The following is a 14,292-nucleotide window of genomic DNA, read 5'->3' as shown; positions in this document are numbered from 1 at the left end:
GGCGCGTTTGCATACCGTGAGTACGGCGGCATACTTTGGGTACGTACTGACAGTACGTGAGTCTTGCGAAGGAGCATTCCTCATGACCTGGAAGTCCTACCACTCCCGCGGGGAGATCCTCCGCGACGTGATCGCCGCCGTCGACGAGCGCCGCGACGGCCGGCTGCCGATGGACGTCACCGGCGTCCGCGAGACCTTCGGCGACGAGCTCGCCCTGCTCGGTGCCCTCCAGCTGCGCTGGCACACCCGGCTGGCCGGACGGATCGACCGGGAGCTGATGCACCAGCCGATGGACCTCGAGGACGCCGTCGTGGCCGCGTGGCACGCGACCGCCGACGAGCTCCCTGGCGTCCTGGCGGTGGTCGACCACTACCGCGCCGAGCCGAGCGACCCCGCGATGGCGGAGGCGATGGCCAAGTCGGCCGCCAAGGAGCGGACCATGCTGGCGATGATGTCCGGCCGGGTCAGCGCCCCCGACGACGTCGCCGCCCGGATCGGCGCGGCCATCGAGAGCCGCGCCCGGGCGACGTACCGTCCGGTGCTCGCACCGGGTCAGCGCCGGGCCCCGCAGCCGGGTCTGCTCGACCGGCTCAAGGCCGCGCTCGCCGCGGCCTGATCCGCGCGGACCCCTGCCCGTCGCGCACCGCGGTGGGCCATGATGGAGCCATGACCGAGGCGCGGGCCGGCATGCTGCTGGTCGCCACTCCTGCCCTCCTCGACCCGAACTTCGCCGACACCGTGGTGCTGCTGCTCGACGTCGACGACGACGGCGCCCTCGGGGTCGTCCTCAACCGGCCTTCCGGGGTGCCGGTCTCGGAGGTGCTGGAGGGCTGGGGCGAGCTCGTCGCCGAGCCCGAGGTCTTCTTCCAGGGCGGCCCGGTGAGCACCCAGGGCGCGCTCGCGGTCGCGACCCTGCGCACCGAGGAGGACGTGCCCGTCGGCTTCCGCGCCCTCGACGGCCGGCTCGGGCTGGTGGACCTCGACACCCCCCTGGAGCTGCTCGAGGGCAGCCTGGAGGGGCTGCGCATCTTCGCCGGGTACGCCGGCTGGGGCGCCGAGCAGCTCGTCGACGAGATCGAGGAGGGCAGCTGGTACGTCGTCCCGGGCCAGGTCGCCGACGTGTTCCGGCTCGACCCCGCCGACCTGTGGCGCGACGTGCTGCGCCGGCAGCCGGGGGAGCTGGCCTGGCACTCCACGCGGCCGATCGACCCGGAGCTCAACTAGCGGCCGCGTCCCCGGGTCTCAGGCGCGGACCAGGTGGTCCCGGGCCAGGAAGTCGCGCCGGAGGTCCGGGGGCAGCCCCTCGAACGGGGAGGTCTGCGAGGCGTGCAGCGCGATCGCCTGCTCCCGCACGGCGAGGTGGGCGGAGCCGTCCAGGGTCACGGCGATCTCGTCGTCGGGCGTGCCGAGGTCGGCGTACTGCAGGTGTGCCATCTCCGGGCGGGCCTCGACCATGTGCGCGACCCAGCGGTCCATCAGGCTGCGGGGCAGCGCCTGGAGGTACGCCGGCACCCCGCGCTCGGCAGCGACGGTGACCGCGGCGTCCCGGACCCGCGCGTGGTCGCGGTGGCCGTCGGCGGCGTCGAGGCTGAGCACGACGTCCGGCTCGACCTCCGCGGCGACGGCTCGCACCGCCTCGGTGACCGTGGCCGGGTCGGCGGCGCACAGCGACCCGGGCGGCGGGTCGCCGTCCATGCCGGAGTCGACGAGGTCGAGCAGCACCAGCCGGCCGACCCCCAGCAGCCGCGCGGCGGCGCGCAGCTCCTCCTCGCGGTGCTCTGCCAGCGACCGACCGCCGAGGTCGAAGCCGGGCGCCGGCTCGCCGGCCTCGCCCCGGGTCGCACAGAGGACGGTGGTCTCCCAGCCGAGGCTCGCGGCGTGGGCGAGCACCGACCCGCAGCCGAAGGTCTCGTCGTCGGGGTGCGCGACCGCCAGGAGCAGACGCGGGGGATCGTGACGAGGGTCCACGTCGGGAAGCACGGGTGGAGTGAACACCTCACCGGACCGCGGTGTCGAGCGGCGGCGGTGTCGTACCCTTGGGGCCGTGACCACCATCGGCTTCTCGACCGACACCGACGTCCGCGAGGACCGTCGGACCGTCCCGACCGACGAGGGTGACCACGAGCGGTTCTCCCACTACGTGGAGAAGGACAAGCTCACCGAGGCGATGGTGATGGGCACCCCGGTGGTCGCCCTCTGCGGGAAGGTCTGGGTCCCGAGCCGGGCCCCGGAGAAGTTCCCCGTCTGCCCGGAGTGCAAGGAAGTCTGGGAGTCCCTCAAGGACGACGCGGGCGACCGCGAGTGACGGGCCGGCCCGAGGCCGACCCCCGCCCCCACGCGCTGACCCCGGCCTGGCCGGAGCGCGCGGCCTGGGGCACGGCCACCTCGCTGCGCGCCTGGCAGACCGCGGCGATGCAGCAGTACTTCGCCGACCACCCGCGCGACTTCCTCGCGGTCGCGACCCCGGGCGCCGGCAAGACGACCTTCGCCCTCTCGGTCGCCGCCGAGCTCCTCGGCCGGCGGATCGTCGACCGGGTCACGATCGTCGCGCCGACCGAGCACCTCAAGCTCCAGTGGGCCGAGGCCGCCGCCCGCGCCGGCATGCCGATCGACCCGGCGTACGCCGCCGGCAAGGGCCGCACGTCCCAGGACTTCGTCGGCATCGCGGTGACCTACGCCGGCGTGGCGGTCAACCCGCTGGCGATGCGGATCCGCACCGAGCGGTTCAAGACCCTGGTCATTCTCGACGAGGTGCACCACGCCGGCGACGCGCTCTCGTGGGGCGAGGGCGTGCGCGAGGCGTTCGAGCCGGCGACCCGGCGCCTGGCGCTGACCGGCACGCCGTTCCGCTCCGACGTGAACCCGATCCCGTTCGTCAGCTACGCACCCGGCGACGACGGGGTGCCGCGGTCGGTCGCGGACTTCACCTACGGCTACGCCCACGCACTGGCCGACCACGTCGTGCGGCCGGTGCTGTTCCTGGCCTACTCCGGCGAGATGCAGTGGCGCACCCGGGCCGGTGACGAGATCGCCGCGCGGCTCGGCGAGCCGCTGACCAAGGACATGACCAACCAGGCGCTGCGCACCGCGCTCGACCCGGGTGGGTCGTGGATGCCGGCGGTGCTCGCGGCCGCGGACAAGCGCCTCACCGAGGTGCGCCGGCACGTGCCGGACGCCGGCGGCCTGGTGATCGCCACCGACCAGGACTCCGCACGCGCCTACGCCAAGCTGCTCAAGCAGATCACAGGGGAGCCCGCGACCGTCGTCCTCTCGGACGAGAAGCTCGCGTCGAAGCGGATCGCGGAGTTCACGACCAGCGACCGGCGCTGGATGGTCGCGGTCCGGATGGTCTCCGAGGGCGTCGACGTGCCGCGGCTCGCGGTCGGCGTCTACGCCACGACCACCGCGACCCCGCTGTTCTTCGCCCAGGCGGTCGGCCGTTTCGTGCGGGCCCGTGGCCGCGGTGAGTCCGCGTCGATCTTCCTGCCCTCGGTGCCCACGCTCCTCGGCCACGCCTCGGAGATGGAGGTCGAGCGCGACCACGTCCTCGGCCGCCGCATCACCGACGACGCCGACATCTTCGCCGCCGAGAACGACCTGCTTGCCCAGGCGAACGCCGGGGAGGGCGCCTCCGACGACCTGCTCGCCTCCTTCGAGGCGCTCGGCTCGGAGGCCCGGTTCGACCGGGTGCTCTACGACGGTGGCGAGTTCGGCCACTCCGGCGAGGTGCACGTCGGCTCGGAGGAGGAGATGGACTTCCTGGGCATCCCCGGGCTGCTCGAGCCCGACCAGATGCGCGAGCTGCTCCACCACCGGCAGAGCGAGCGGGCCAGGAAGCAGAAGGCGACGCGGGCCGAGGAGGCTGCCGACTCGCTGACCGAGGTCTCGACCCACGAGCAGCTGGCGGTGCTGCGCCGCGAGCTCAACGGCCTGGTCGCGGCCTGGCACCACCGCACCGGCCAGGCGCACGGCATCACGCACGCCGCCCTCCGCAAGGAGTGCGGCGGCCCGGCGGCGGCGGTCGCGACCGCCGAGCAGCTGCACGCGCGCATCGACCGGCTGCGCGAGTGGGCGCTGCGCAAGAGCTCCTGACGTCGTTACGCTCGACGACGTGCCGGCCGAGACCTCCCAGACCCTGGACCGCGGGCTGCGCGTCCTCGACGTCCTCGCCGGGGTGACCGACGGCCTGACGGTCACCGAGCTGGCCGCCCGGCTCGAGGTCAACCGCACCGTGGTCTACCGGCTGGTCGGCACCCTCGAGCAGCACGCCCTGGTCCGTCGCGACCCCCGCGGCCGCCTGCACCTCGGCCTCGGGGTGCTGCACCTCGCCTCGGCCGTCCAGCCGGTGCTGCGCGACCTCGCCGTACCCGTGCTGCGCGAGCTCGCCGAGGCCGTCGGCTGCACCGCCCACCTGACCGTCGCCGACGGCGAGGAGGCGCTGGCGCTGGCCGTCGTCGAGCCGTCCTGGACCGATTTCCACGTGAGCTACCGCGTCGGCTCCCGGCACCGCCTCGACCGCGGCGCGGCGGGCAAGGCGATCCTGCTCGGGCGGGAGGGCCGGACCGCGAAGCAGACCGGCCCTCGGGTCGCGGTCACCCAGGGCGAGCTCCAGCCCGGTGCGTCCGGGCTGGCCGCACCCGTCCTCGGCGTCGACGGCCTCGCGGCCAGCGTCGGCATCGTGACGATCGGTGAGATCGACGTCGAGGCCGTCGCGCCCGTGGTCCTGCGGGCCGCGGCCGACGTCGCTGCGCGCCTGTCCTGACCGGTCAGGCGCCGGGACGACCGCGCGACGCGTGCTGCCGGGCGTGGGCGATCGCGTCGGGCGTGCTCGCGAACAGGTGGCGTGCGTCGGCGAGCTCGCGGTGCACCCCGAGCTCGCGGAGGACCCGTTCGTGCTCGGGCCGCACCCCGGAGAGCAGCACGGTCGTGCCGCGGCTCTCGAGCCGGCTGATCGTGTCGGCCAGGACGTGCGCGCCGGTCGCGTCCAGCGTGGTGACCCGGGACATGCGCAGGATGACGACCCGGACGTCGCCGACGTCGGAGAGCTCGAGCAGGAAGTCGTGGGCGGCGGCGAAGAAGAGCGGCCCCTCCAGGCGGTACGCGACGACGTGGTCGTCGAGCAGCGCGCGCTCCTCGGCGGTGTGGTCGGTGTGGTCGGCGTCGTCGAACGGCGTCTCCTCGAGCCGTGCGGTGCGCGCGGTCTGCTGCAGGGCCACGAAACCGGCGACCACGAGACCGAGGATGACGGCGGTCACCAGGTCCAGGGCGAGGGTGGCCGTGGCCGTGACGACCAGGATCAGCGCGTCGCCCCGGGTCGACCGGACGAGGGTCGACACGCTCGAGACCCGGACCATCTGGACGGCGGTGGCGATCAGGACGCCGGCCAGTGCTGCCAGCGGGATCTCCTCGACCCAGCGGGCAGCCACCAGGACCACGACGAGCAGGAAGACCGCGTGGGTCAGCGAGGCCAGGCGCGAGACCGCACCGGACCGGACGTTGACCGCGGTCCGCGCGATGGCCGCCGTGGCGGGCAGGCCGCCGAACAGGGGAGCGGCGAGGTTGGCGATGCCCTGTCCGACGAGCTCGCGGTCGGGATCGTGCCGCTCGCCGACCGCCATGCCGTCGGCGACCGTCGCCGACAGCAGGCTCTCGAGCGCCGCCAGCGCGGCGACGGCGACCGCCGGGAGCAGGAGCGCGTCGAGGTCGGAGAACGGCACGGTCGGGATGCTCGGTGCCGGCAGCCCGCGGGGGATGGTGCCGATCGCGGTCGCGCCCCAGGAGAAGGCGACGTTCGCGACCGTGGCCAGGGCCACGACGACCAACGGCCCCGGCCAGTTGGGCCGGAGCCGACCCAGGACGAGGATCGCGGCCACCACGGTCGCGGTCAGGGCGAGGGTGACCCACTGCGGGTCGCGCGCGAACGCCGCCACCGACCGCACCGCGAGGGCCGGCACCTTCTCGGCGTGCACGTCGGTGCCGAGGGCGGCCGGGACCTGCTGGAGCGCGATGATGGCGGCGATCCCGAGGGTGAATCCCTCGACGACGGGCACCGGCACGTACCGGATGAACCGGCCGGCCCCCAGGCCGCCGAGCCCGACCAGGAGGAGCCCGGCCATCAGGCCGACCACGAGCACGCCGTCCGCTCCGTGCTGGGCGACGATCGGGACGAGGACGACCGTCATGGCGCCGGTCGGGCCGCTGACCTGCACCCGGCTGCCGCCGAAGACCGCCGCGAGGGCGCCGGCCACGATCGCGGTGACCAGCCCGGCGCCGGCTCCCAGTCCCGAGCTCACGCCGAAGCCCAGCGCCAGGGGCAGCGCGACCAGCCCCACCATGACCCCGGCCACGGGGTCGCGGCGCAGGTCGGCGCGCGTCCAGTCGGTGCGTCGTGGCAGCAGGGCGGCGACGCGGGCCGGGACGCCCGTCACCGCGACGACGGCGCCGGCTCGGGATCGACGTGCACCAGGCCGACCAGGATGCTGCGGGCGGCGAGCAGGAGGTCGCGGACCTCGGGAGCGCTCAGCGAGTAGGTGACCTCACCCCCGTGGCGGCGCGAGACGACCAACGACGTACGCCGCAGGACGGCGAGCTGGTGGGACAGGTTGCTGGGCTCGATCTCGATCGCCTCGAGCAGCTCGTGCACCGCGTGGTCGCGCTCGGCGAGGAGCTCGAGGATCCGGATCCGCGCCGGGTGGCCCAGCGTCTTGAAGAACTCGGCCTTCGCCTCGTACAGCGGCACACCCATGGGCTGAAGGCTACAGCATGTGAAAACATGTTCAAGTCATGGTGGAGAACGACGAGCCGTCGGCCGGGCGAGGGGTCAGGTGGTGATCCAGCCGCCGAGCTCGGCGTCGGTGAGCAGCTCGCGCGCCTCGTCGATCCGGTCGTCGGGCACCAGCACGCGCACCTGGATGACGAGGATGCTGCCCTCGATGGTGCTCATGTTGCGGTCGGTGACCTGGTAGGGGATCTCGGCGCTGAGCAGCAGCCCCTCGACCACCGAGATGAGGGCGGGGTCGTTCGTGCGGACCAGCTCGACCATGCCGCGAGCCTAGCCCGCCTCAGCGGGTGACCGTCCGCGCCAGCGGGCGCACGCGGTAGGGCACCTGGGTCGCGAGCGCGATCACCGTCGAGGAGCGCACGATCGCGGGGTGCTCGAGCACCCGGTCGATGACCCGCTGGAGGTCGGCGTTGGAGCGCGCGACGACCCGGGCCCACATGTCGCCGGCGCCGGTGATGGTGTGCGCCTCGAGCACCTCGGCGATGCCGGCCAGGTGCGCCCCCACGGCGTCGTGCCCGCCCTGGCTGGTCTCCTGGCGGATCTCCAGGGTCAGGAACGCCGTGACCGGGAAGCCGAGCGCCTCGGGGGAGAGGTCGGGGCCCCACCCGGTGATCACGCCGGCCGCGGTCAGCTTGTCCAGGCGGGCCTGGACCGTCCCGCGGGCGACGCCGAGCCGGCGGGAAGCCTCGAGGACGCCGACGCGTGGGTCGGCGGCGAACAGATCGATCAACCTGCCGTCCAGCTGGTCCACGTCAGCCCTCCCGGGTGGACAAAGTGCACAAGGTGTCGGCCCACTGTTGCACATGTTGCCCGATCACACCCACGCTGCGCCCATGACTCTCACACCCGATGAGCTCAAGGCCGACCTGACCCTCGAGCAGCTCAAGGAGCTGGTCGGACTCGTGGAGTACGACGCGAGCCGCGACCCGTTCCCGGTCACCGCGATGGACGCGGTCGGTTTCGTGGTCGGCAACGCCACCCAGACCGCCGCCTTCTACCAGCTCGCGCTCGGCATGGACCTCGAGGCCTACCGCGGCCCCGAGAACGGCACCCGCGACTCCAAGTCCTACGTGCTGCGCTCGGGCAGCGCCCGCTTCGTGTTCACCGGCGGGGTCACCCCCGACAGCCCCGTCCTCGACCACCACCGCAAGCACGGCGACGGCGTCGTCGACCTGGCCCTCGAGGTGCCCGACGTCGACCTCTGCATCGACCATGCCCGCGCGATGGGCGCCCGGATCCTGGTCGAGCCCCACGACGAGAGCGACGAGCACGGCACCGTCCGGACCGCCGCGATCGCGACGTACGGCGAGACCCGGCACACCCTGGTCGACCGGTCCCGCTACGACGGCCCGTACCTGCCCGGCTACACGGCGGCGGCGACGACCGTGACCCGGCAGTCCGGCCACCCCAAGCGGCTCTTCCAGGCGGTCGACCACTGCGTCGGCAACGTCGAGCTCGGTCGGATGGACGAGTGGGTCACCTTCTACAACAAGGTGCTCGGGTTCACGAACATGGCCGAGTTCATCGGCGACGACATCGCCACCGACTACTCCGCGCTGATGTCGAAGGTGGTCGCCAGCGGCAACCACCGGGTGAAGTTCCCGCTCAACGAGCCGGCGATCGCGAAGAAGAAGTCGCAGATCGACGAGTACCTCGAGTTCTACGATGGCGCCGGCTGCCAGCACATCGCCCTGGCGACCAACGACATCCTGCGCAGCGTCGACATCCTCCGCGACAACGGGATCGAGTTCCTCGACACCCCCGACTCCTACTACGACGACCCGGAGCTGCGCGCCCGGATCGGCGAGGTGCGGGTGCCGATCGAGGAGCTGAAGAAGCGCGGCATCCTCGTCGACCGCGACGAGGACGGCTATCTTCTGCAGATCTTCACCAAGCCGATGGGCGACCGGCCTACCGTGTTCTACGAGTTCATCGAGCGACACGGCTCGCTGGGCTTCGGCAAGGGCAACTTCAAGGCGCTGTTCGAGGCGATCGAGCGCGAGCAGGAGCTCCGCGGGAACCTGTAGTCGATCGGGAGGAGCCCGACCCCCACGATCTCCCTTCGGGAGGGAGCAACGCCCCGGCCGCCTCTGGCAGCCGGGGCGTTGATGCGCCGGGTGGGACGCCGAGTCGCGCCCCGTCCGCGGCTCAGTCGCTCGGGGCGACCAGCTCGACGCGCGAGCCCGGTGGCAGCGCCTGCACCAGGCGGAGCCGGGCCAGGCCCGGGTGGTCGTCGAGCAGCTTGGCCCCGTTCGCGAGCGAGCGGAGCGCGGCGGTCTCGGCGCGCGCGACCTCCAGCTGGGCCTGGCCGCGGGTGCGGGCCGAGGCCAGCGCGGCGTACGCCTCGCGCAGCTCGTGGGGCAGGATCACGTCCTTGACCACGGTGCCGTGCACGACGACGCCGAGGGGCTCGGCGGCCGCTCGGGCGGCCTCGGTGACCGCCTCGCCGACGGTACGACGCGCCCGCCGGGCGACGTCCTCGGCGGTCAGGTCGGCGAGCGCCTCGCGCAGCGCGACCTGCACCGCGAGGTAGACGAGCGCGAGCGGCTCGGCCGCCGTCTCGACGAACCGGCGCGCGTCGCCGACCGCCCAGCGGACGGCCACGGTGACGCGCACGCCGACGCCGTCGGCGGTGAGCACCTCCTGCGGCGCCGTGGTCTCGACCCGGTCGAGGACCAGCACCCGGCGGACCTGGGCGCGGCGGGCCAGCCGGTGGCGCCCGGGCTCGAGGACCCGGGTGCAGGTGCCGTCGACGTACTCGAGCGCGCGCTCGCCGGCCTGGACGGTGATGGTGGTGCGGAACAGGGACATGGGCTGACCTCCTTCAGGCGGTGTCGGTGCTGCTGGGTGGTGGGTGGTGCGGGGCGGACGGGCCGGTGCACGACTCGTCACGGGGCGTCGGCCGTCGTGCGGACCGGCCGGGCCACAGGTGGCGGGTCGCTCGCGCACCCGCCCGTCCGCCCGTTGAGGTGGGGGAGTCGAACCCCCGCGCACATCGCGCGTATGCCAGAGGAACCCGTGCAGGGGCAACCGGAGGGGGTACGACGCGCAGGACCGGCCCCAGGCACACCTGGCCGGCTGCTGATCCCCACCGGCCCACGACGGTACGCGCCGAGGGCCCGGTGGGGCGACCGGTTTACGGGCCGGCCCGCGTCAGGACGTCAGGCGAGGTCGCCGACGAGCTCGGCCTCGGCCTCCGCCTCGCTGCCGTGTGCGGGCGCGGCGCCGTCGAGCGCCCGGCGGATCGTGGGGGTGCCCAGCGCGACGACGACCACGCCGACCGTGACCGCGGCCGCGCCGAACCAGAACGGGGCGTGCACGCCGACGTGCTCGGCGAGCTTGAGCGCGACGAACGGGCCGAGCGCGCCGCCGGTGAACCGGACGAACGAGTACGCCGCGGACGCGACCGGCCGCTCGACGGGAGCGGCTCCCATCACGGCCTCGGTGACCAGGGTGTTGTTGACGCCGATGAAGGCGCCCGCGACCACGATGCACGCCGTCACGACGGACTCGTCCTCGGCGTAGACCGCCATCACGGCGAGGTCGAGGGCGAAGAGACCCAGCACGGCGGTGAGCGCCGGCATCGTGCCGAACCAGCGCTGCAGCACCGGCGCCACCCACACCGAGCTGACCGCCAGCAGGATGCCCCAGCCGAAGAACGTCCAGCCGATCTGCATGATGCCGTAGGACGGCAGGGCGAACGGCCCGGCGGCCAGCAGCGTGAAGAAGCCGAGGTTGTAGAAGATCGCGACCAGCGCGAGGAGCAGCAGCGCGGGGTGGCGCAGCGCGCGGAACGGGTCGGCGAGCGAGGTGCGCCGGCCCTCCGGCGGCGTCGCCGGGAGGAAGAACGCGGTCGCGACCAGGGCGATCGTCATCAGCACGGACACCCCGAAGAACGGGCCGCGCCAGGACTGCTCGCCGAGCAGGCCGCCGATGAGCGGGCCGGACGCGATGCCGAGCCCCAGTGCGGCCTCGAACAGGATGATCGCCTGCCCGACCGAGCCCTTCGAGGCGCTGACGATCGTGGACAGCGCCGTCGCGACGAAGAGCGCGTTGCCCAGCCCCCAGCCCGCGCGGAAGCCGACGACGGCGCCGACGCTGTCCGACATCCCCGCCAGGCCGGCGAACACGATGATGAGGACCAGGCCGGAGAGCAGCGTGCGCTTGGGCCCGATCCGGCTCGAGACGACGCCGGTGACCAGCATCGAGACCCCCATGACCGCCATGTAGCTGGTGAACAGGAGCGAGACCTGGCTCGAGGTCGCGTCCAGCTGGACCGCGATCTCCTTGAGGATCGGGTCGACCAGGCCGATGCCCATGAACGCGATGACGCACGCGAAGGCGACGGCCCAGACGGCGCGGGGCTGCTTGAGGAACGAGCTCACGAGGTGCCTTTCCGAGAACGGGTGTCGTTGACGAGGGCGTCGAGCACGGCGACCGCCGTGGCGAGGTCCTCGCCCGTGAGGTGGGGGTGGTCGGCGACGAGCGCGGCGACGTGCTCGCCGATCCGGCGGCGGATCCGCGCGAGCTCGGCACGACCGGTGTCGGTGAGCGTGACCAGGGAGGCCCGGGCGTCGGCCGGGTTGGGCTCCTTGGACACCCAGCCCTGCGCCGCGAGCTGGGCGACGGCCCCCGACATCGTCGGCTGGGAGCTGCGATCGAGGGCGGCGAGCTGCGAGATCCCCAGCGGGCCGTGCTCGTCGAGCAGGGAGACGAGACGGGTGCCGGCGGGCAGCTCGAGGTCCCGTCGTACGGCGCGGACCAGGCGTGCGGCGTGCACGACCAGGTCGCCGGCGAGCTCTGCTTCGGTCACGAGAGACATAATGCATCGGAAACCTATGTAATTCCCGGTCCGCCGGCTCGGGCAGGATGTGGCCGTGGCCACGTACATCGGGTTCCTGCGGGCGATCAACCTCGGCGCCACCCGGAAGTTCCCCAAGGCGGCGATCGTCGCGGCCGTCGAGGGTGCCGGGTTCACCGACGTCGAGACCTACATCAACACCGGCAACGTCCGGTTCGGCACCACCCTGCGGTCCCGGGCCCGGATCGAGGCGGCTCTCGAGGAGGCGTTCGCGGCCGACCGCGGCTTCGACGTACCGACCATCGTCTTCAGCCAGCGTGAGCTGCGGGCGATCGCCGACGATGCGAAGCGGTTCGCCGACGGGCACGAGGGGCGGCACTACGTGTCCCTGCTCAAGAAGGCACCGACGGCAGCCCAGGTGGAGGCCGTCGAGGCGGCCGGCGCCGCGGGCGAGGTGGCCAAGGTCGGCGGCCGGGCGGTGCACCTGCTGCTCGGCGAGAACTACCACGAGGCGAAGCTGACCAACGCCGTGATCGAGAAGCACCTCGGTGTGGCGACGAACCGCAACCTGACCGTCATCGAGGCGTTGGCCGACAAGTGGGGCGGTTGACCACCAGGAGGTGGTAGAACTGCCTCCTCGTCGTCCGTTCTCGGGAGGAACCGTCGTGTCCGAATCCATGCCGTCGCGCCGTGCCGTCATCGCCGGAGGTCTCACCGGGGGAGCCGCGCTCGCGGCCGCCGGCTTCGCCGCCCCGTCGTACGGCGTCGAGTACGACCCGCGCCGTCCGGGCAACCGGGTGCGGCTGACCGTGCTCGGCACGACCGACCTGCACGGCAACGTCTACAACTGGGACTACTACAAGAACCAGGAGTTCGACAACCACAACAGCACCACCAAGCCGGTCTCCGACGCGATCGGCCTCGCCCGGGCGGCCACGCTGATCAAGGCGATGCGCAAGGAGCGTCGCGGCGAGCCGATCCTGACCCTCGACGCCGGCGACACCATCCAGGGCACCCCGCTGGCGTACTACTACGCCAAGATCGACCCGATCGACGGCGACACCGTGCACCCGATGGCGCGCGCGATGAACCTGGTCGGGTACGACGCCGCGGCGCTCGGCAACCACGAGTTCAACTACGGGCTGCCGATCCTGCGCACCTTCGAGGACCAGCTGGACTTCCCGCTGCTCGGGGCCAACGCCGTCGACCCCGCGACCAAGCGGCCGGCGTTCAAGCCGTACCTGATCAAGACCTTCCGGGTCGGTCGCGGCCGCACGCTCAAGGTCGGGGTGCTCGGCCTGACCAACCCGGGCATCGCGATCTGGGACAAGGCCAACGTCGAGGGGAAGATGGAGTTCCCCGGGCTGGTCGAGCAGGCGAAGAAGTTCGTGCCGGAGATGAAGAAGAAGGGCTGCGACCTGATCGTCGTCTCGGCCCACTCGGGTCCGAACACCTCCTCGTCGTACGGCGACGCGCTGCCCTACCCGGAGAACGCCTCGTCCCTCGTGGCCGCGCAGGTGCCCCACGTCGACGCGATCCTCGTCGGCCACGCGCACCTCGAGGTCCCCCAGCAGTTCGTCCGCAACGAGCGGACCGGCCAGCAGGTGCTGCTGTGCGAGCCGGCCTACTGGGGCATGCGGGTCGCGCTCATGGACCTGATCGTGCAGGCCACCTGGACCAAGCGCGGTGAGCTGAAGTGGGTGCTCGTCGGCTCCGGCTCGCAGGTGCTGAACTCCAACACCGTCGACCCCGACGCGAAGGTCGCGGCCGCGGTGCAGGACCAGCACGACACGGTCGTCGACTACGTGAACTCGCCGGTCGGCACCTCTACCGAGGAGATGTCCGCGGCGCGGGCGGTGGTCGAGGACGTGCCGATCATCGACTTCGTCAACTACGTCCAGGCCGACGCCGTCAAGGCCGGGCTGACCGGTGCCGCTGCGTCGCTGCCGGTGCTCTCGATCGCGGCGCCGTTCAACCGGCAGGCGTCGTTCCCGTCGGGCGAGGTGACGGTCCGCGACGTCGCGGGCCTCTACATCTACGACAACACGCTGCTCGGCGTGCAGGTGTCGGGCGCGGACGTGCGCGCCTACCTGGAGTACTCCGCCCGCTACTTCAAGAAGGTGTCGGGTCCGGGTCCGTTCACGATGGCGCAGGTGACCAACGCGGTCACCCCGACGGCCCCGAACGGCACCCCGGACTACAACTTCGACTCGGTCGCCGGCCTCGACGCCCCGCTCACCTACGACATCGACATCGCCGCCGATCCTGGGTCGCGCATCAAGGACCTCGCGTACGACGGCGCGCCGGTCACTGACGACCAGCAGTTCGTGATGGCGGTCAACAACTACCGCCAGTCCGGGGGCGGCGGGTTCCCGGCCGTGTCCACCGCGACCGTGGTCTACAACCGCCAGAACGAGATCCGGCAGCTGCTCATCGACTGGGTCCTCGCCCACCACACCATCGACCCAGCCCAGTTCGCCTCGGTGGACTGGCGGCTGGTCTCCGGGACCGACCCGGTGACGATCACGAGCTGATCTGGGCGTCGTCCGTCGCAGCTTCACCACGGGATGACGCTGAACCTGCACTTCCCACGGCGAGCACGCCGTGGGAAGTGCAGGTTCGCCTGCATCCCGTGGTGAAACGCCGGGTCACGCAGCCCGGGTCACGCAGCCCGGGTCGCGCAGCCCGGTCGCGCAGCCCGGTCACGCAG

At 72.6% G+C, this 14,292-nt stretch carries 16 protein-coding genes; 8 read left to right on the top strand and 8 right to left on the bottom strand.

The window, feature by feature from the left end; translation table 11 throughout:
- Positions 1-82: 82 nt before the first annotated feature.
- Complete coding sequence (locus ACILQ5_RS01960) at positions 83-616, top strand: hypothetical protein (RefSeq protein WP_395656278.1); 534 nt, start codon at positions 83-85, stop codon at positions 614-616.
- A 50-nt stretch (positions 617-666) separates the two neighbouring features.
- The gene (locus tag ACILQ5_RS01955) at positions 667-1,224 is read left to right on the top strand and encodes a YqgE/AlgH family protein (RefSeq protein ID WP_395656277.1); all 558 of its coding nucleotides are present in this window, start codon (positions 667-669) and stop codon (positions 1,222-1,224) included.
- 18 nt (positions 1,225-1,242) lie between these two features.
- Here ACILQ5_RS01955 and ACILQ5_RS01950 read toward each other — a convergent pair whose 3' ends face one another.
- Positions 1,243-1,980, bottom strand: coding sequence for a PIG-L deacetylase family protein (locus ACILQ5_RS01950; protein ID WP_395656276.1), 738 nt, complete (start codon positions 1,978-1,980; stop codon positions 1,243-1,245).
- Between the two features lie 73 nt (positions 1,981-2,053).
- Here ACILQ5_RS01950 and ACILQ5_RS01945 point away from each other — a divergent pair, with 73 nt between their 5' ends.
- The 3 genes from ACILQ5_RS01945 (at position 2,054) to ACILQ5_RS01935 (ending at position 4,762) form a co-directional block, all read left to right on the top strand.
- Entirely contained in the window at positions 2,054-2,305 is a 252-nt protein-coding gene (locus tag ACILQ5_RS01945; RefSeq protein ID WP_395656316.1) for a DUF3039 domain-containing protein, read from the top strand.
- 107 nt (positions 2,306-2,412) lie between these two features.
- Complete coding sequence (locus ACILQ5_RS01940) at positions 2,413-4,092, top strand: DEAD/DEAH box helicase (RefSeq protein WP_395656315.1); 1,680 nt, start codon at positions 2,413-2,415, stop codon at positions 4,090-4,092.
- 19 nt (positions 4,093-4,111) lie between these two features.
- Entirely contained in the window at positions 4,112-4,762 is a 651-nt protein-coding gene (locus ACILQ5_RS01935) for an IclR family transcriptional regulator (RefSeq protein ID WP_395656275.1), read from the top strand.
- Between the two features lie 4 nt (positions 4,763-4,766).
- On the opposite strand, the gene ACILQ5_RS01930 is transcribed toward ACILQ5_RS01935, so the two are convergent.
- The 4 genes from ACILQ5_RS01930 to ACILQ5_RS01915 all read right to left on the bottom strand — a co-directional run bounded on the left by ACILQ5_RS01930 (position 4,767) and on the right by ACILQ5_RS01915 (position 7,532).
- The gene (locus ACILQ5_RS01930) at positions 4,767-6,428 is read right to left on the bottom strand and encodes a SulP family inorganic anion transporter (RefSeq protein ID WP_395656274.1); all 1,662 of its coding nucleotides are present in this window, start codon (positions 6,426-6,428) and stop codon (positions 4,767-4,769) included.
- Complete coding sequence (locus ACILQ5_RS01925) at positions 6,425-6,745, bottom strand: ArsR/SmtB family transcription factor (protein ID WP_395656273.1); 321 nt, start codon at positions 6,743-6,745, stop codon at positions 6,425-6,427. The genes ACILQ5_RS01930 and ACILQ5_RS01925 overlap by 4 nt, the downstream gene beginning before the upstream one ends.
- A 75-nt stretch (positions 6,746-6,820) precedes the next feature.
- Positions 6,821-7,042 carry a DUF2007 domain-containing protein gene (locus tag ACILQ5_RS01920; protein ID WP_395656272.1) on the bottom strand — a complete coding sequence of 74 codons (222 nt, stop codon included), beginning with the start codon at positions 7,040-7,042 and terminating at the stop codon, positions 6,821-6,823.
- Positions 7,043-7,061: 19 nt separating this feature from the next.
- Complete coding sequence (locus tag ACILQ5_RS01915) at positions 7,062-7,532, bottom strand: Lrp/AsnC family transcriptional regulator (RefSeq protein ID WP_395656271.1); 471 nt, start codon at positions 7,530-7,532, stop codon at positions 7,062-7,064.
- An 82-nt stretch (positions 7,533-7,614) separates the two neighbouring features.
- Here ACILQ5_RS01915 and hppD point away from each other — a divergent pair, with 82 nt between their 5' ends.
- Positions 7,615-8,808: a 4-hydroxyphenylpyruvate dioxygenase gene (hppD, locus tag ACILQ5_RS01910; RefSeq protein ID WP_395656270.1), complete on the top strand. Its 1,194-nt coding sequence runs from the start codon at positions 7,615-7,617 to the stop codon at positions 8,806-8,808.
- 121 nt (positions 8,809-8,929) lie between these two features.
- Here the strand turns inward: hppD and ACILQ5_RS01905 are convergent, their stop codons facing one another.
- The 3 genes from ACILQ5_RS01905 to ACILQ5_RS01895 all read right to left on the bottom strand — a co-directional run bounded on the left by ACILQ5_RS01905 (position 8,930) and on the right by ACILQ5_RS01895 (position 11,594).
- Positions 8,930-9,592 (bottom strand): slipin family protein, encoded by a 663-nt coding sequence (locus ACILQ5_RS01905; protein WP_395656269.1) that lies wholly within the window; start codon positions 9,590-9,592, stop codon positions 8,930-8,932.
- A 350-nt stretch (positions 9,593-9,942) separates the two neighbouring features.
- The gene (locus ACILQ5_RS01900) at positions 9,943-11,166 is read right to left on the bottom strand and encodes an MFS transporter (RefSeq protein WP_395656268.1); all 1,224 of its coding nucleotides are present in this window, start codon (positions 11,164-11,166) and stop codon (positions 9,943-9,945) included.
- Positions 11,163-11,594 (bottom strand): MarR family winged helix-turn-helix transcriptional regulator, encoded by a 432-nt coding sequence (locus ACILQ5_RS01895; RefSeq protein ID WP_395656267.1) that lies wholly within the window; start codon positions 11,592-11,594, stop codon positions 11,163-11,165. The genes ACILQ5_RS01900 and ACILQ5_RS01895 overlap by 4 nt, the downstream gene beginning before the upstream one ends.
- Before the next feature lie 64 nt (positions 11,595-11,658).
- On the opposite strand from ACILQ5_RS01895, the gene ACILQ5_RS01890 reads away from it, so the two are divergent.
- Positions 11,659-12,192 carry a DUF1697 domain-containing protein gene (locus tag ACILQ5_RS01890; RefSeq protein WP_395656266.1) on the top strand — a complete coding sequence of 178 codons (534 nt, stop codon included), beginning with the start codon at positions 11,659-11,661 and terminating at the stop codon, positions 12,190-12,192.
- A gap of 55 nt (positions 12,193-12,247) precedes the next feature.
- Positions 12,248-14,116 carry a bifunctional metallophosphatase/5'-nucleotidase gene (locus ACILQ5_RS01885; protein ID WP_395656265.1) on the top strand — a complete coding sequence of 623 codons (1,869 nt, stop codon included), beginning with the start codon at positions 12,248-12,250 and terminating at the stop codon, positions 14,114-14,116.
- Positions 14,117-14,292 lie beyond the last annotated feature (176 nt).

The sequence above is a fragment of the Nocardioides sp. genome (assembly GCF_044226305.1).
In the GTDB taxonomy this organism is placed as follows: Bacteria; Actinomycetota; Actinomycetes; order Propionibacteriales; family Nocardioidaceae; genus Nocardioides.
Note: the sequence above shows the minus strand (reverse complement) of the source record. Positions and strands in the feature narration are given on the sequence as shown.